This window comes from Rhizobium sp. BK661 (genome assembly GCF_024808825.1).
GTDB lineage: Bacteria > Pseudomonadota > Alphaproteobacteria > Rhizobiales > Rhizobiaceae > Rhizobium.
In genome coordinates this window covers 239,183-256,394 of the sequence record NZ_JANTYT010000004.1, presented here as the reverse complement: position 1 = coordinate 256,394, position 17,212 = coordinate 239,183, and the positions used below count along the sequence as shown (strand labels likewise).

Annotated in this window: 15 protein-coding genes; 7 read left to right on the top strand and 8 right to left on the bottom strand. The window is 58.8% G+C overall.

Translation table 11 applies throughout. From position 1 onward, the window contains the following. Positions 1 to 97: 97 nt before the first annotated feature. Positions 98 to 973 (top strand): hypothetical protein, encoded by an 876-nt coding sequence (locus tag FHX16_RS11955; protein WP_183862681.1) that lies wholly within the window; start codon positions 98 to 100, stop codon positions 971 to 973. 197 nt (positions 974 to 1,170) lie between these two features. Here the strand turns inward: FHX16_RS11955 and FHX16_RS11950 are convergent, their stop codons facing one another. Further along, on the bottom strand, positions 1,171 to 2,544 hold the full coding sequence (locus FHX16_RS11950) for a class II 3-deoxy-7-phosphoheptulonate synthase (protein WP_183862683.1): 1,374 nt from the start codon (positions 2,542 to 2,544) through the stop codon (positions 1,171 to 1,173). A 288-nt stretch (positions 2,545 to 2,832) separates the two neighbouring features. Here FHX16_RS11950 and FHX16_RS11945 point away from each other — a divergent pair, with 288 nt between their 5' ends. Beyond that, the gene (locus FHX16_RS11945; RefSeq protein WP_183862685.1) at positions 2,833 to 4,161 is read left to right on the top strand and encodes a TadE/TadG family type IV pilus assembly protein; all 1,329 of its coding nucleotides are present in this window, start codon (positions 2,833 to 2,835) and stop codon (positions 4,159 to 4,161) included. 4 nt (positions 4,162 to 4,165) lie between these two features. Here the strand turns inward: FHX16_RS11945 and gor are convergent, their stop codons facing one another. The 3 genes from gor to rpiA form a co-directional block, all read right to left on the bottom strand. Beyond that, the gene (gene gor / locus FHX16_RS11940; RefSeq protein ID WP_259128438.1) at positions 4,166 to 5,551 is read right to left on the bottom strand and encodes a glutathione-disulfide reductase; all 1,386 of its coding nucleotides are present in this window, start codon (positions 5,549 to 5,551) and stop codon (positions 4,166 to 4,168) included. Between the two features lie 109 nt (positions 5,552 to 5,660). Next, on the bottom strand, positions 5,661 to 6,248 hold the full coding sequence (locus tag FHX16_RS11935) for a DUF2059 domain-containing protein (RefSeq protein ID WP_183757501.1): 588 nt from the start codon (positions 6,246 to 6,248) through the stop codon (positions 5,661 to 5,663). 17 nt (positions 6,249 to 6,265) lie between these two features. Further along, the gene (gene rpiA / locus FHX16_RS11930) at positions 6,266 to 6,964 is read right to left on the bottom strand and encodes a ribose-5-phosphate isomerase RpiA (RefSeq protein WP_183757502.1); all 699 of its coding nucleotides are present in this window, start codon (positions 6,962 to 6,964) and stop codon (positions 6,266 to 6,268) included. A 190-nt stretch (positions 6,965 to 7,154) separates the two neighbouring features. Between rpiA and FHX16_RS11925 the strand changes: the two genes are divergently transcribed. Further along, a complete protein-coding gene (locus tag FHX16_RS11925) occupies positions 7,155 to 7,862 on the top strand; it encodes an HAD family hydrolase (RefSeq protein ID WP_183862689.1) in 708 nt (235 codons plus the stop codon). A gap of 57 nt (positions 7,863 to 7,919) precedes the next feature. Here FHX16_RS11925 and FHX16_RS11920 read toward each other — a convergent pair whose 3' ends face one another. Further along, positions 7,920 to 9,794, bottom strand: a complete 1,875-nt coding sequence (locus tag FHX16_RS11920; protein WP_183862691.1) for a murein L,D-transpeptidase — start codon at positions 9,792 to 9,794, stop codon at positions 7,920 to 7,922. Between the two features lie 399 nt (positions 9,795 to 10,193). Between FHX16_RS11920 and fumC the strand changes: the two genes are divergently transcribed. Both fumC and FHX16_RS11910 read left to right on the top strand, forming a co-directional pair. Continuing rightward, complete coding sequence (gene fumC / locus FHX16_RS11915) at positions 10,194 to 11,585, top strand: class II fumarate hydratase (RefSeq protein ID WP_183862693.1); 1,392 nt, start codon at positions 10,194 to 10,196, stop codon at positions 11,583 to 11,585. Positions 11,586 to 11,744: 159 nt separating this feature from the next. Next, positions 11,745 to 13,352 (top strand): fumarate hydratase, encoded by a 1,608-nt coding sequence (locus FHX16_RS11910; RefSeq protein WP_183862695.1) that lies wholly within the window; start codon positions 11,745 to 11,747, stop codon positions 13,350 to 13,352. Positions 13,353 to 13,358: 6 nt separating this feature from the next. On the opposite strand, the gene FHX16_RS11905 is transcribed toward FHX16_RS11910, so the two are convergent. Further along, entirely contained in the window at positions 13,359 to 13,556 is a 198-nt protein-coding gene (locus FHX16_RS11905; protein WP_183862697.1) for a hypothetical protein, read from the bottom strand. 351 nt (positions 13,557 to 13,907) lie between these two features. Here FHX16_RS11905 and FHX16_RS11900 point away from each other — a divergent pair, with 351 nt between their 5' ends. Next, positions 13,908 to 14,978 (top strand): GGDEF domain-containing protein, encoded by a 1,071-nt coding sequence (locus FHX16_RS11900; protein WP_183862699.1) that lies wholly within the window; start codon positions 13,908 to 13,910, stop codon positions 14,976 to 14,978. Positions 14,979 to 15,053: 75 nt separating this feature from the next. On the opposite strand, the gene FHX16_RS11895 is transcribed toward FHX16_RS11900, so the two are convergent. Both FHX16_RS11895 and FHX16_RS11890 read right to left on the bottom strand, forming a co-directional pair. Continuing rightward, a complete protein-coding gene (locus FHX16_RS11895) occupies positions 15,054 to 15,665 on the bottom strand; it encodes a pyridoxamine 5'-phosphate oxidase family protein (RefSeq protein ID WP_183862701.1) in 612 nt (203 codons plus the stop codon). 50 nt (positions 15,666 to 15,715) lie between these two features. Beyond that, positions 15,716 to 16,669, bottom strand: a complete 954-nt coding sequence (locus FHX16_RS11890) for an alpha/beta hydrolase (RefSeq protein WP_183862703.1) — start codon at positions 16,667 to 16,669, stop codon at positions 15,716 to 15,718. Between the two features lie 45 nt (positions 16,670 to 16,714). Here FHX16_RS11890 and FHX16_RS11885 point away from each other — a divergent pair, with 45 nt between their 5' ends. After that, positions 16,715 to 17,182: a MarR family winged helix-turn-helix transcriptional regulator gene (locus FHX16_RS11885; RefSeq protein ID WP_259128428.1), complete on the top strand. Its 468-nt coding sequence runs from the start codon at positions 16,715 to 16,717 to the stop codon at positions 17,180 to 17,182. Positions 17,183 to 17,212 lie beyond the last annotated feature (30 nt).

Below are 17,212 nucleotides of genomic sequence, written 5' to 3'. Positions count from 1 at the left end.
GACTGATTAACGATCCGCTAATCACGTCCCGCATTGAAACATCGACGCAAATGTTGGAGGAGCAACGGAAACCAATCCGATCCGACCGTACAAGACAATGCTCACTGGCAGGCCACATACTCGCGATGAAATCCTTCATCACCCTCTATTTCTGTCCATAGAACGCCAGATCGCACTCCATCTTATCGGCATCCACAAGCGCGCTCCTCGCCTTGCCCGCCTTGCTGCGTCGCACCAGAAGTGGCTGCTGACACAGACGCTGTTCGCCATGCATACTGGACGCGATAAAAGCAATCCGGTCTCGGGCCTTACGGCCGGTCGCATGATGCAGGTCGCCAAGGAATTCGATCTCGCCAGCAAGAATACGGCCGCCTCGTTTCTTGCCGAACTGATCGCCTACAAGTTTTTGCGGGATGCTCCCGATGAAACACCCGATCGGCGCCTCCGCCGCCTCGAGACGACGGAACTCAGCGAGGAGGCCATGGCCTCCTGGTTCCAGGGACATATGGCCTGCCTCGATCAACTCGACGGTGCCAACCGCGGCAGCCTGACCGCAGATGACCCTCGGCTCTTTTATCTGGCACAGCCGCGCGCCGCGCGTGCCCTGATCCAGGACCCGGTGTGGAAGGAGCCGCGGGCGAGCATCGGCCACTTCCTCTGGTCCGATGTCGGTGGCCTCGTGCTGCATGATCTGATAAGCCGCCTCCCGGACGACGCGCGTGAACAGCATCGCATCCTGCTGAAAGGCGTGAGCATCAGCGAAATCGCTAATGAATTCGGTATCTCCCTGACAAACCTCAAGCGGATGTTCAAGAAAGCCGAAAGGGATGACATGCTTGGCTGGGAGAGCCCACGCAGCCGCGGTGCGCTTTGGCTCTCGCGCACGTTCATCGAGGACTATTTCTACTGGCAATCCGCAAAGTTCGCCGAGCTGGACAGGGCGATCCACTGGGCCGCCGGCCAGATCCGCTAGCCGGTTGCCAACCCGCGTGTCGGTGCGAAACGGTGTGCGACAGGTCCGCATCGCACCGATTGGCGAACCGCAAACACGCCGCTGCCGCTTGACCTCAGGATCGGCACAACATGCGATGCCCCCGCTGCCAGCGGTCGGTCCGTTCCCAAATGAAAAAGCCCGGCATGGCCGGGCTCTTTCTTTCACATTCGCCTTGATCAGCCGTTGGCGGCCATCCGCTTTTCGTCGCGGCCGCCCTTCATGCGCTCTGCCAGCAGGAAGGCAAGTTCCAGGGCCTGGTCGGCGTTGAGACGCGGGTCGCAATGCGTGTGGTAGCGATCGTGCAGATCTTCGGCCGTTACGGCACGAGCGCCGCCAGTGCATTCCGTGACATCCTTGCCGGTCATCTCGATATGAATGCCGCCCGGATGCGAGCCCTCGGCGCGATGGATCTGGAAGAAGCTCTCGACTTCCGACAGGATCCGCTCGAACGGACGGGTCTTGTAGTTGTTCAGCGTGATCGTGTTACCGTGCATCGGATCGCAGGACCAGACGACCTTGCGGCCTTCGCGCTCAACCGCGCGAATAAGCCGCGGCAGATGGTCGGCGACCTTGTCGTGTCCGAAGCGGCAAATCAGCGTCAACCGACCCGCCTCGTTCTGCGGGTTGAGGATGTCGATGAGGTTCAGAAGGTCGTCCGCCTGCAGCGACGGGCCGCACTTGAGACCGATCGGGTTCTTGATGCCACGGCAGTATTCGACGTGCGCATGGTCGGCCTGACGGGTGCGGTCGCCAATCCAGATCATGTGGCCTGACGTTGCGTACCAGTCGCCGGACGTCGAGTCGACACGAGTCAAGGCTTCTTCGTAGCCCAGCAGCAGCGCTTCGTGGCTGGTGAAGAAGTCCGTCTCGCGCAGGCTCGGATTGTTTTCCGCGCTGATACCGATCGCCTTCATGAAATCCATGGTTTCGCTGATGCGCCCGGCAAGCTTGCGGTAGCGCTCGCCCTGCGGGCTGTCCTTGACGAAACCGAGCATCCACTGGTGGACGTTCTCGAGGTTGGCATAACCACCCATCGCGAAGGCGCGCAGCAGGTTCAGCGTCGCGGCCGACTGACGATAGGCCATCGCCTGCCGCTCCGGGTTCGGAACGCGGGCTTCCTCGGTGAACTCGATGCCATTGACGATATCGCCACGGTAGCTCGGCAGCGAAACGCCGTTCTGCGTCTCGATCCCGGAGGAACGCGGCTTGGCAAACTGGCCGGCGATACGTCCGACCTTGACCACCGGCAACTGCGCGCCGAACGTCAGCACAACGGCCATCTGCAGGAATGCACGGAAGAAGTCCCGGATGTTATCCGCGCCGTGCTCGGCGAAGCTTTCTGCACAATCTCCGCCCTGTAGCAGGAAACCATTGCCTTCAGCGACGTTTGCAAGATGCTTTTTCAGGCGACGAGCTTCCCCCGCAAAGACGAGCGGCGGATAGGACGCGAGCGTGGCTTCCGTTGCTGCCAATGCCGCCTGGTCCGGATAGTCCGGAACCTGCTGAATCGGTTTTTGCCGCCAACTGCTCGGTGTCCAATTCTCTGCCATGTCACTCACCTGCTCCAGCATCCGGTCCGTCCGGATGTTCCGTCCTAAAAATGTTGGGCGGCTTATAAACCGTTAGCGTCATCTTGCATAGCGGCGTTCCGCTCTTTGGCGTTACTGATTCAATCGACCAACAACAGCCGATATAAAGGAATTCCGCGCCGCGTTTTCAAACATAGGCGCGCAATTTAACGGTCAATAAACCAAGACAGTTTGTATCTAATTCAAGCTTGTACCGTAGAAACACCGTCAATTCTAATAGCGCGTCATGACGACCCCGCTTGATCACCGATGGCATGGTGGAATCATGGGTTTGATTTCGTGCGCAGCTTGTATCATTTCTGCACTGACCGTTCTGGCAATTTCGGGATGCTGACAGCCATCCTCATGGTACCCCTGATCGGCTCGGCGGGCGTGGCCGTCGACTTCGCCCACGCGCTCAGTCTGCGCACGCAACTCTATGCGGCAGCAGACGCCGCGGCCGTCGGAGCAATCTCCGCGAATTCGGCCGCAGCTGCGGCCGCCATGAAGATGACCAGTGACGGACCGATATCCACCGGACAGGACGACGCCCGAAACATTTTCGTCGGCCAAATGCAGGGCGAACTTACCGGAAGTCAGGTGGCCGTGGATGTGCAGGTGAGCCGCGCATCTAACAAACTGAACTCTTCCGTCAGTTTCACTGCCTCGGTTCCGACCACCTTCATGCAAATCCTCGGTCGCAACAGCGTCGATATCTCGGGCACCGCTACGGCAACCTTCCAGACGGCGGCGTTCATGGATTTCTACATCCTTATCGACAACACACCTTCCATGGGTGTCGGAGCGACCCCGGCCGACGTCGCCCTCATGGAGCAGAAGACACCCGATACCTGTGCCTTTGCTTGCCATATCGTGTCGGAAGCTGGTGTCGTGGACAAGAACAGCTACTACAACATCGCGCGCAACAACGGCGTGACCCTTCGCGTCGACGTGGTTCGCCAGGCTACGCAGAAGCTCACCGAGACAGCAAAGACCGAGCGGGCTTCTGATAACCAGTTCAAAATGGGCGTCTATACTTTCGGCAAGAAGGCCGAAGACGCAAACCTGACGACGATCTCAGCGCCGATCACCGATCTCGACAAGGTCGCAACCTATACGAATGCGGTCACCCTGATGTCGATCCCGAGGCAGGGGTACAATAACGACCAGCAAACGAGCTTCGACAACTCGCTCACGCAGATGAACAAGATTATCTCCACGCCGGGCAACGGGAGCACCGAAGCGCAGCCTCAGAAGATTCTGTTCTTCGTATCCGATGGCGTCGGCGACAGCCAGAAGTCGAACTGCACGAAACCAAAGACAGGCGAGCGCTGCCAGGAGCCGATCGACATTTCCTTCTGCAAGCCGCTGAAGGACCGGGGCGTCAAGATCGCCGTGCTCTACACGACGTACCTGCCGCTGCCGAAGAACAGCTGGTATAATAGCTGGATCAAGCCCTTCCAAAACGAAATCCCGACGAAGATGCAGAACTGCGCTTCACCAGGTCTCTATTTCGAGGTGACGCCGACCCAGGGTATAACCGATGCGATGCAGGCGCTCTTCCTCAAGGTCATCCGCATGCCCCGCATCACCAGTTGATCGGCTAGGCTCGAATGCCGTCCCGAATCCGATAGCTCGGCGCATACATTGTGACGAGTTCTTCGGCCGCCGTCGGATGCACGGCCATAGTACGGTCGAAATCGTCCTTCGTGCAGCCTGCCTTTAGCGTAATACCAAGGATTTGCGCCATCTCTCCGGCATCGTGGCCGAGGATATGCGCGCCGACGACCTTCCTGCTCGAAGCATCAACAATCAGCTTCATGATCATTTTCTCGCCCCTCCCCGACAGCGTCGCCTTCAGCGGCCGGAACTGGGCGCGATAGACCTCAAGCTCCTTGTAGCGCTTGCTCGCCTCTTCCTCCGTCAGCCCTACGGTACCGATTTCCGGCTGCGAGAAAACAGCCGTTGCGATCGTCTCGTGATCCGGCTTGGTCGGGTTGTCCTTGTACTCGGTTTCGATGAAGCACATCGCCTCGTGGATTGCCACCGGCGTTAATTGGACCCGGTCGGTGACGTCGCCGAGCGCATATATATTCGGCACGCTGGTACGCGAATATTCGTCGACGACGACTGCACCGCGTTCATCAGTCTTCACGCCGGCGGTTTCCAGGCCGAGGCCTTCCGTGTTGGGGATGCGTCCAAGCGCCAGCATGACCACATCGGCCGTCAGCGTACCATTCTTCAACGTCTCTATGGAAAGTCGCCCCTCCTGCTTCGAGACGCTCTCCAGAGTGTCATGGCAGAGAATGCGAATACCCTTCGCGGCCATCGCCTCATGCAACCCCTGGCGAAGATCCTGATCGAAGCGCGAAAGGATTTCGGCGCCACGGTAAATCAGCGTCGTTTCGACGCCGAGGCCGTGGAAGATATTGGCAAACTCCACCGCGATGTAGCCACCGCCGGCAATGACGATCGCCTTCGGAAGCTCTTCCAGATGAAAAGCCTCGTTGGATGAAATACAGAACTCATGTCCCGGCAAGGCAGCGTGCGGGTTAGGCCGACCGCCCGTCGCGATCACGATGGTCTTGGCGGTCACCGTCTTGCCGGTATTGACCAGTCGAACAGTATGCGCGTCAACCAGCTCAGCGCGCGTTTCCAGTATCTCGGCGTTAGCGCCAGCGAGGCCCTTCTTGTAGAGCCCTTCCAGACGCGCGATTTCGTTGTCCTTCGCGGCGATCAGTTTCTTCCAATCGAACGAACTCGCACCCACCGTCCAGCCGAAACCGGCGGCGTCCTCGAAATGCTCGTGGAACTGGGCCGCATAGACAAAGAGCTTTTTGGGCACGCAGCCACGGATCACACAGGTTCCGCCGTAGCGGTACTCCTCGGCAATCGCGACCTTGTTACCGAGCGATGCTGCAACGCGGGCGCTTCGTACACCTCCCGATCCGCCGCCAATGACAAAAAGATCGTAATCGTAGGACGTCATGAGAAGCTCCGGATGAAATCGGCTGGAAAGGTGAAATTGATATAGTATCGACCACCGTAAAAACAAAAGCCCGGACGATGCCGGGCTTTCGATCTCTTACAGGTACAGCTTACGGCTTCGGCTTTGGGGCCGGCGCGGCGGGCTTCGGTGCCGTCGTTGCGGCCGGGTTGGCCGGATCGGCGGCCGGCGGCGGAGCCTTGATGACCTTGGCAAGCTCGGTGCTGGTCTGCTTCTGCAAATCACGGGAGATACCCTGTGCCCAGATATCAGCCGCCTTCACGGTTTCGCGAGATGCGATCGGGCCATCCTTCAGCAGCTTCTTGCCGACTTCCGAGTTGTAGAACTCGGCGATTGCGTTGAGTTCTTCGACCGAGAATGCCTTGGCATAGGTCAGAGCGGCTTCCTTTTCGAGATCGGCGCGACGCGGTGCAAGTGCCAGCGCCTGCTTATCGACCTCAGCCGTGATGGCATCCTGGTAGTTCGGAGAATCCTGGATCAGGTCGGCCTTCAGGCGCTCGGCGAGGCCCGGCAGGATGTTGTCGAACTGCGCGGTTGCACCGATCGCGTCGATAGCGGCGCGGGCTGCCTTCAGCTGCTCCGGAGATGCTTCCTGCGCGTGTGCGACAGAGCCGAATGCAACGCCCGAAAGAATAACGGTCGCAGCAGCAAAACGGCCAAGACCTGCAAATTTAATCATGAGTTTCAATGCTCCTGTTACCTGTTCGCCCGCAGCGTGCGTGCACCTGCTGGACCAGCAATGATCGCAAGCGCCGCCATATTGAGAAAGAGCCCGTGTTCAACGACTCCGGGTATTGAATTCAGCTCGTTTGAAAGCGCCTCTGCATCAGGAATGCGGCCAAAAGATGCATCGATGATGTAGTGGCCGCCGTCCGTCATGAAGTCTCCGCCTCCGGATTGGCGCAGCGCCAAGCCGCCGCTCAATCCCAGTTTCGAAGCCTTCTTTTCAATTGCCATACGCGTCGACACGAGTCCGAACGGATTGACCTCGATCGGCAACGGAAATGCGCCGAGCGTCTCGACCAGTTTGCTTTCGTCGGCAATAACGATCATGCGCTGAGATGCCGCGGCCACAATCTTCTCGCGCAACAACGCACCGCCGCCGCCCTTGATGAGTGTCAGGTCGGAATCGACCTCGTCCGCGCCATCGATCGTCAGATCGAGTTCCGGCAACTCATCGAGCGACTTCAGCGGAACGCCGAGCTCGACGCAAAGCCTAGCCGTGCGTTCCGAAGTTGGTACACCTTCGACCTTGAAGCCGGTCGCAACCTTTTCCGCGAGCAGCCGAACAAACTCCTCGGCAGTGCTTCCCGTTCCGATTCCAAGCCGCATGCCGTATTCGACATGAGCAAGTGCGGCCTCAGCGGCCTTGATCTTCATTTCGCGGGCATCCATGCGCCGCTGACTCCGATTATTGCGTTGGATGTGCTGTTTACACGGCTCGCTTGCCAAACGAAAGCCAAAATAGCGCAATGATTTTCGAAAAGCCGTGGGGAATACAACTCGTCGGCTTTGCCGCGAAACGTTGCTTTTCCCGCCCTCATCACCTACTGCCTGATGACATCATTTCCGAAAGGCGAAATCCTTGACCCCTTCCCTAGTTGTATTCGATCTCGATGGGACACTACTCGACACTCATGCCGATCTTGTCGAGAGCCTGAACCATACGATCGCCGCGATCGGTGTGGCGCCAGTCGGCTACGACGACTTGACTCATCTCGTCGGACACGGCGCCAAGGTCATGATCGAGCGGGCGTGCAGTTTACGGGGACATCCGTTGTCACAGGAGCAACTTCCCGGCCTCCTTGACCGCTTCATCGCGCACTACACCGACAACATGCCGGGACATACAGCTCCTTATCCCGGTCTTGTCGAGGCGATGGATCAATTGAAGAGCGCCGGCTGCAAGCTTGCCGTTTGCACCAACAAGCTCGAAGGGCTGGCACGCAGCCTGATCGAGAAACTTGAGCTTACCCACTACTTCGACGCAATTACCGGCGGAGATACCTTCACGGTCAGAAAGCCGGACGCCCAGCATCTCCTCGGTACGATCGAGCGCGCCGGCGGTGATGCCCGCAATTCCGTCATGATCGGCGATAGCATCAACGACATTCTTGTCGCGCGAAATGCTGGTGTTCCCTCGATCGCCGTACCGTTCGGCTATTCCGACGCGCCCGTCGAGACCCTTGGACCAACCCGCGTGATCACGCACTTCAAGGAACTTACGCCAGCGCTCGTCGACGAGCTGATCACGGATTTCACTGCTGCAAGGCCGACGGCTGCGGCAGGCTGACACGAACGAAAAAGGCGGCTCAACGGCCGCCTTTTTCTTATCATGCGCTTAGCGCGATCATATCTGCGCGCCACGTGCCTTCGTCGTGGCGTCGAATGCCTTCTGAACGTAAGCGTCGCGACCGTAGACATCGTCGAAATACTGTACGACGCCATCCTTATTCGGCCAGGCAGTGAAGTAAGCGACGTATACCGGTATCTTCTGCGGAACCTGCAGAGCGTGGTTCTTGCCGATAGCAATTTCCTTGCCGATCTGATCCACCGACGTGTTCAGTACCGCCGCCGCCATCGCACGCGGTTCGGCGAGACGGACGCAACCGTGGCTGAGTGCGCGCATGTCCCGCTTGAAGAAGCTCTTCGAGGGTGTGTCATGCATGTAGATCGCATGCGCATTCGGGAAAAGGATCTTGAGTTCGCCAAGCGCATTGTCGTCGCTCGGCGGCTGGCGCACGGAGACGTTGGTCGTCGAGCCGTACCAATCGACGCTGGACGACGCTACAGCGCGGCCACCAACAGTTACCTCGTAGCCCATCCGGTCCAAATAACTCGGGTCCGAGCGCAGACGCGGCAGCATTTCGTTGATGATGATAGACTGCGGCACGCCCCAGAACGGGTTGAACTCGACCGTCTCGATCTGATCCTGGAAGAAGAACGTCTGGTGCGACGGCTGACCGATCACCACGCGCATCGACAACTGCTCCTTGTTGTCGTTGTGGTAGTAAACCATGTAGGCCGGCTGGTTGATAAAGACGTAGCGCGAGCCGAGATCGTTAGGCAGCCAACGCGCCTGCTCCATGGCGACGATCAACTTCTCGATCTTCGAAGCGTTACTGTCGCCACCGGTCATGATACGGACCGTGGCTTGGCCAACGACTCCGTCGGGCTTAAGCCCATGCTCCTTTTGGAAACCTTCGACGAGCGCGACGATCTCCGCTGAATATTCGGTGCTGCCGGTATATGCGGCAAGTGTTGCCGCATGCTCGGCCTTCAGCGCTGCCGAACCGTGCTTGTCAATCGCCTTCACGATATTCGGGATTTCGGAAGAGTTGTCGCCTGGGCGAAGCAATCCGTTCAGAGCAATGTCGATGCGGTCGCCGCCTGCGCCCTCCGCCTGCAGCTTCGCCAATTCGCTTTCGAGCGCGACAAACTGCGGACCATCCGGCGTCCGGCTTTTGAGATAAGCAGCCGCATCCGGGCTCATGCGGGCAAGCTTGAGGACCGGGGCAAGGTTCACATCCTTGCGCTTGAAGTCATGGTAGCCGGAGAGCTTGTTCGGATCGACGCGACCGCGAAGGGTATCCTGCACATAGGCAAGAACTTTGGCCGAAAGCTCCAACTCGAATTGGGTCAGTGCACGATCGCGGTTGGCAGGGTCAGGATTGGCGGGGTCTTCGGTCGGCATCTGGACGGCATAGTCGGCCGGATCGAGACCAACCGACGCAGCATTCGACAACACGTCCATCGCTGCCTTGGCGCGATCGTTGACGTCCGTCCCGGTGAGCCAGACCAGCGGATTCTTGATGTCGCCATAGTAGGCCTCAAGCGCTTTGGCGACCTCGACGGGAGCGCGCACCTTTGCCTCGATGAGGAAGCGGCGCTGCACCGACGGCATGGTCTCAGTCGCAGCCGAAGCGTCGGCAACTGCACCCGTGACGACAGGATCGGTAAACTTGCCGGTATCGACGAAGCGCATCGCGTCGGGCTGGTAGGTGTAATAGCGCGGGCTGGAAACTTTCGGCAGCGGCGTATCTGGAGCGGACTGAAGATACGAAGGAACGGACGCTCTCGGATTGACAATCGTGCCCTGGTTCCGGGCGCGATCGCCGCGGATCATATCCATCAGCGTATAGGCGTTCGCGGGCGCGACGCCCATCACGGCCATACCGCAGGAAAGCGCGAGTGCGGAAACCGCACTTTTCAAAAGGAATGTCATGCTTTTATCCAGTCCCAGTGTCATGCTGTCTTCAAAATAACGGGCGCGGCCCGCCTCAGAACTCGTTTTATCCGGCGCGAGCGTCACATGGCAGAAAGCGGTCGAAGCCGCCAGCCTGCGCCTACTCAACTCAAAGTAACGCGAATAACGCTAACGTCAGCCTTCAGTTCACACAAAATTCTGAAATTATTGGTTAATTTTTTACTTTATTTTCGCCTTTAGACACAGTGGCCAAAAAGACGCTGAATGATAAAAATTCAGACGTGTCTAAAAGATCACTGACCCCCATGAATAACCTGAATCGCCAATTCATGTTTCTTTCCAGAACGGTTTTCTTCGGCCCGTTTCGGACCTATAAGACCGCATCTCTGAGAGGCACCGCGACAGAAAGGCATGGCCATGACCTCCACCCGTACCGAGACAGATACGTTCGGCCCGATCGAAGTCCAGAATGACAGATATTGGGGCGCGCAAGCGCAGCGTTCCCTTGGCAATTTCAAGATCGGCTGGGAGAAGCAACCACTTTCGATCGTCCGCGCGCTCGGTATCGTCAAGCAGGCCGCTGCACGCGCGAATATGGCACTCGGACAACTCAATCCTGAGGTCGGCAACGCCATTGTCGATGCGGCACAGGAAGTCATCGACGGCAAGCTCGACGACCACTTCCCCCTCGTCGTCTGGCAGACTGGCTCCGGCACGCAGTCGAACATGAATGCCAACGAAGTAATCTCCAATCGAGCCATCGAAATGCTCGGCGGTGTCATGGGTTCGAAGAAGCCGGTGCATCCAAACGATCACGTGAATATGAGCCAGTCGTCGAACGATACCTATCCGACGGCAATGCACATCGCCTGCGCGGAACAGATCGTGCGTCAGCTTCTGCCGAGCCTGAAGCATCTTCACGCCGCGCTCGACATGAAGGTCACCGAATTCAGCCACATCATCAAGATCGGCCGCACCCATACGCAGGATGCAACGCCATTGACCCTTGGTCAGGAATTCTCCGGTTACGCGGCCCAGGTTGGCTCCGCAATCAAGCGCATTGAACTGACCCTGCCCGGCCTCTGCGAACTCGCTCAGGGTGGCACCGCCGTCGGCACCGGCCTCAACGCGCCAATCGGCTTTGCCGAGAAAGTCGCCGACGAAATTGCCGAAATTACCGGCCTTCCCTTTGTGACGGCCCCGAATAAGTTCGAAGCGCTGGCGGCACATGACTCCATGGTGTTCAGCCACGGCGCCATCAATGCGGCCGCGGCGGCGCTCTTCAAGATCGCCAACGACATCCGCCTACTGGGTTCCGGCCCGCGCGCCGGCCTCGGTGAACTCGCCCTGCCGGAAAACGAGCCCGGCTCCTCCATCATGCCGGGCAAGGTCAACCCGACGCAGTGCGAAGCGCTGACCCAAGTCTGCGTGCACATCTTCGGCAACAACGCGGCGCTCACCTTCGCCGACAGCCAGGGCCACTTCGAACTCAACGTCTACAACCCGATGATGGCCTACAATTTCCTCCAGTCGGTGCAGTTACTCGGTGACGCCGCCGTTTCCTTCACGGACAACTGCGTCGTCGGCATCGAGGCCCGCGAGGACAACATCAAGGCGGGACTCGAACGCTCGCTGATGTTGGTTACGGCACTCGCTCCGAAAATTGGCTATGACAACGCCGCCAAGATCGCCAAGACGGCACACAAGAACGGCACGACTCTGAAGGAGGAAGCCTTGGCGAGCGGTCTCGTCACCGTAGAGGAATACGACACGATCGTGCGCCCCGAGACAATGATCGGCCCTAAATAAATCCGCCTAGCGGCCTGATCGACCAGTTGACACCGCCGCCCGCGCGGCGGTGTCTTTGCGAATTTTCATGAGTAAAGCAGACAAGTTTTAGAATTATTGCAATTGCGAAGACGCCCGAATAGACCATCTGCGATTTCGGTCCGCATGAAAGGTCCTTCAATGGCTGACGATCTTTTCCCCCTCCACAAAGACTCCACCCAATACCGCAAGATCAGCAGCGACTACGTCTCTGTGGACAGCTTCAAGGGACAGGACATCCTCACCGTCGAGCCGGAAGGCATCCGCCTGCTCGCCGAAACGGCCTTCGCCGACATCAATCATCTCCTCCGGCCCGGTCATCTAAAGCAGCTCGCGTCAATTCTCGAAGACCCCGAGGCGACTGATAACGACCGCTTCGTCGCCTATGACCTGCTCAAGAACGCCAACATTGCCGCCGGCGGCGTGTTGCCGATGTGCCAGGATACCGGCACCGCGATCATCATGGGCAAGAAGGGCCGCCGTGTCTGGACCGAAGGCGAGGATTACTCCGCCCTCGCGAAGGGCGTCATGGACGCCTACGAGAAGAAGAACCTCCGCTATTCGCAGCTCGCGCCGATCAAGATGTTCGAGGAAAGGAACACCAAGAACAATCTGCCGGCGCAGATCGATATCTATGAGGAAGGAACCGACTCCTACGACTTCCTGTTTGTCGCCAAGGGCGGCGGCTCGGCCAACAAGACCTTCCTCTACCAGGGCACCCCGTCGCTGTTGACGCATGATCGAATGATCGACTTCCTCAAGGAAAAGATCCTGACGCTAGGTACGGCGGCCTGCCCTCCCTATCATCTGGCGATCGTCATCGGCGGCACCTCGGCCGAGATGAACCTGAAGACGGTCAAACTTGCCTCGACGCGTTATCTCGACGAGCTGCCTATCGAGGGTTCGGAAAGCGGCCATGCGTTTCGCGACGTCGAGATGGAAAGGGAAATCCACAAGCTGACCCAGCAGATGGGCGTCGGCGCGCAGTTCGGTGGCAAGTACTTCTGTCATGATGTGCGCGTCATCCGCCTGCCCCGTCACGGCGCATCTCTGCCGATCGGTCTTGGCGTTTCCTGCTCCGCCGACCGACAGGCAAAGGGCAAGATCACTCGGGAAGGCATCTTCATCGAGCAGTTGGAGACGGATCCCTCGAAGTACATGCCTGACATCGACGAGTCGAAGCTGTCGGACTCGATGGTCCGCATTGACCTCAACCAGCCGATGTCCGGAATCCTTGCCGAACTCAGCAAGCACCCGGTCAAGACACGCCTGTCACTGACGGGCACCATCATCGTCGCACGCGACCTCGCCCACGCCAAGATCCGGGAACGGCTGGAAAGCGGTCAAGGCATGCCTGACTACATGAAGAACCATCCGGTCTACTACGCCGGGCCGGCCAAGACTCCGGCAGGCTACGCCTCCGGCTCCTTCGGCCCGACCACTGCCGGTCGCATGGACAGCTACGTCGACCAATTCCAGTCTTTCGGAGGCTCGATGGTGATGCTGGCCAAGGGCAACCGTTCGCGCGCGGTGCGCGAGGCCTGCAAGACGCACGGCGGCTTTTACCTGGGCTCGATCGGCGGGCCGGCCGCCCGGCTGGCACAGGACTGCATCAAGAAGGTCGAGGTGCTGGAATATCCCGAACTCGGCATGGAAGCAGTGTGGAAGATCGAGGTCGAAGACTTCCCGGCCTTCATCGTCACCGATGACAAGGGCAACGACTTCTTCCAGGAATTCAACCTCGGCTGATCGACCTCAATGGACCGCCGCGGTCGTCGTATGGTCGGCCGCGGTGGCTTTGGCAGCACCGACGGTCTCCTCCACCCTCACGCTGGCGAGAATCTCGTTGTGGAATATGCCCTCGAAGAAACCGTTCTGCTCGATCAAGGCGAGTGAGCCGGCAATGACTGCGGTGACGAGGATGATAGGCGAAGTGTGGCGAGACGTTTCCATGATCTCATGCTTTCCGTTGGAGCTGTATCGCTCGTTGGAAGCAACGTGCACCCTCTTGCCGATGCGCGATAGAGCGACCAATCGCGACCGACTGTCAACGAATTGGAAACGGTAAGAAACTCAACCAAAACGGTTGGTTGGATTTTTTATTTTTGTAACTCGCCTTTAAGGCGAGGCAATTGTCACGCTCTTCTAAATTCTCGAATAAAAATCAACGCGATAAACATAGAAACGTTAAGGATGGCCAGATTTCGCATGTAATCATTGGTATATCCACCCTTAATCATTTCCCAATATTTGTAGTCTAAGCAATTAAAGACTGCATTAAACATTCAATTGAGGAGTAGTCGTATGACGACGGCCGCGGCGCCAACTAGGGCGCAGGTTCCCGATGTGGCAGGTCAGATCACATTCGCGATGCGCTCCATGGGCGTTGCGCCGATCCCACGCAATTACGAGCTCTTCTACGAGGCTTATATCGGCTCCAACCCGGCGCTAACGCGGGATCTTGCCGCACTCGGCAGCCAGGCCTCGCAGGAGGAACTGGACGCGCTCGGCGCACAATATTTTGCGCACAGCCCATCTCGTGTGTTCGACGACGTTCATGGCCGCATCGCCGCCGAGTTGGAGACGTTGCTCCGCGTCCTGCGCCAGGAGCAGACATCTCTCGAGAGCTACAACAAGCTGCTTGGCGAAACCTACAAGCGGATCAGCTCGAAAAACCATACGAGTGTAGAGCTCATCGAAAACGCCCTTACCTTGCTGACTGAAGCAACCGGCGACACGATGGCCCACGGTGAACGCACGGTCGAGAACGTCGTCCAGCGCTCACAGGAAATGGACCAGGTTCGCAAGGAACTCGACGAGTACAAGCGTATCGCCAATACCGACTCCTTGACGCGCCTGTCGAACCGCCGCGCCTTCGATGACCGCCTTGCCGGGGTCTTCAACAATCCCGCCATGCGCCCTGTCACCGCGCTGGTGCTCGCTGACATCGACAATTTCAAGAAGATCAACGACACCTATGGTCACCCTGTCGGTGACAAGATCCTCGCGACCGTCGCTTCGGTCATCCGTGCCAATGTCCGCCGCGATGTTTTTGTCGCCCGCACCGGCGGTGAGGAATTCGCGCTCATCATCGAGGGCAACACCGCCGAGGAAGTCATGAGCGCGGCCGAGCGCATCCGTCGCACACTGGAAACGACGCCCTTCACGAACTCGCGTACGAGGATCAACTACGGGCCAGTGACGGTATCGGTCGGCGTCTGCATGGCCTCCCATGCTGAAGACGCCGGCGAGCTCTACCACAAGGCCGACGTGGCGCTTTACGGCGCCAAGAATTCCGGCCGCAACTGCAGCGTCCTTTTCGAAGACGGTATGCAGAAAGACTTCACAAAGAGCTGGCTGATCTACAAGGGCTAACCTCGGGACCTGGCAGCCTGGGCTGCCTTCATCCGCAACGTTCGTGAGACTGCCGCAAGCGCGAAAGCTCTGACGCTACCACATTGTCTTGGCTGCGCGCTCCGGCCACTCGCGATCATAGGTTTCGTAGTCGAAATCCCCGGTTGCCGCTTTCAGCATCATCCCGGGTGTCGGCAGGCTCTTCGGGTCAACGAATGTTTCCGGGTTCCATATCTCGGAACGGATCAGCGCCCGGGCGCATTGGAAATAGACCTCATTAATCGTGATGACGATCACCGTCCGCGGATGCTTTCCGTCCATCTCGAAGCTGGTCAGAACCGCTTCGTCATTCGTCACGACGCCCCGCCCGTTGATGCGCATCGTGGTGTTCGAGCCAGGAACGAGGAACATCAGCGCCAGGCGCGGGTCGCGCACGATATTGGAGAGCGAGTCGACGCGGTTGTTGCCACGCCAGTCCGGCATATGCAGCGTCCTATCGTCCACAATGCGCACGACGCCGCCGATGTCACCGCGCGGCGAACAGTCTAGTCCTTCGGGTCCCACCGTCGCCAGCGCCACGAAGGGTGATGCTTCGATCATCTCTCGGTAGAGAGGTGTCAGATAGTCCGTCACCTTGGCCACGGATGCCTGCGTCAGACCGCCAGCGTAGATCGCTGCGAGGTCCTCTACCGTTTCAATGATTTTCATGATTGTCCTGCCATGTTGTCGGAGGCGGCCTTTAGCTGCCTCACGTGACGTTACAATGACATGCGCCGTGCCGGAAGCTCGAAAAGAGGAATGATCTCAGCATCTTTGCTGACGGCTCCCTCGCCAAGGAAACCAGTGATCGCGTCGAATACCGGCCGCGCCGCGACGATCCGACGATGCCCGAAGCCATTCGCCCAATAGAGCTGCACAGCGTCGCCTGCCGCCGCATAGCGCCGAGCATGGATGTGGCTTACTTCCTTGTCATCCTCGGCATGCACGATCAGTACCGGACGTCGGATCGCGCCTGCCGCCTTGCTTGCATCGAATTCCTCCAGCCTCCGGCCGGTGACACGCCGTACCTCATTCTCCAGCACATCCTGCGCTTTCCGCCGGAGCCCGATCATCTTGCCGAAGTCCTTGAACAGCCAGTGCATCTCGCTCGGCGAGCCGATCAACGTCAGCTTCTCCGGCACGACGGCAGGCACGCCCGGCAGCATGCCGGACGCGGCCACCATCAGAGCGGCTCCACCGAAGGAATGGCCGATCGCCGCGTCGAAGGCGCCGAACCGTCGCTCTGCAGCCTCTATGGCCTTCACCGCCATTCCCATGTGCAGAACCCGCCCGGCCGCGCGTCCATGACCTGGAAAATCGACCGCAATCACCTCTGCACCCGAGGCAGCCAGCGTCTCCAAAAGATCAGCCATGTAGGCGCTGCTCGATCCCCAGCCGTGCGTCACGAGATAGCGAGGGCGGCGTCCCAGAGCGCCACCATTCAACCGATAGGCATGGGCTTTTCCGCCGCCGGCAAGGCGGAGCGTGAACCGCTCAGCTCCGGCAAGCTTCCAGGCGCCGGCGGCATGTGCCGCTTTTGCCTTGTCACCCTTCGGCTTTGCCGAGGGCGTCATGCAGAAGAGGCTGAACGCCGCCTTCCCGGCAATGCGCGGCGAAACCGACTGCAACAGAGAGAATCCGAGGCGGGTGACCTTCAGCGCAAAGCTTGTCATAGTGGGAATCCAACAATGTTCAACACTGAACAATAAAGTACAACGATGAACAAAAATCAATCCCTGCCCTGGGATCATCCGCGTTTTCGCAGCTGGATCGCCGTCGCCCGCGCCTGCCAGCTGATGCAGCAGTCGCTCGGTCGCTCGCTCGCCGAACTGGATATCAAGACTCCGCATCTCGACATTCTGATCAATCTCTACCGCTTTGAAGGCATTTCGCAGCAGGAGCTTGCCCGCAAGCTGTTGGTCGGTCGCTCGAACATGAGCATGCTGCTTCCGCAGATGGAAAAGCGCGGATTAATCGAACGGCGCGGCGATGAGAAGGACAAGCGCGTGCTGCGTCTCTTCCTGACGCCGGAAGGCCGGGACGTCACCGAGAAGGCCATGGTCATCCAGACCGATCTCATCGAGCGTGTGCTTTCACCCGAGCCGATCGAGCAATGCATGGCGATGGCAGGCTCGATGGAGCGGATCATCCGCCTGTTGCAGCGCGACCTTGTCGACGAAGACTGACCTCGAGCCTTTCAGGGTTAAATTGAAGCG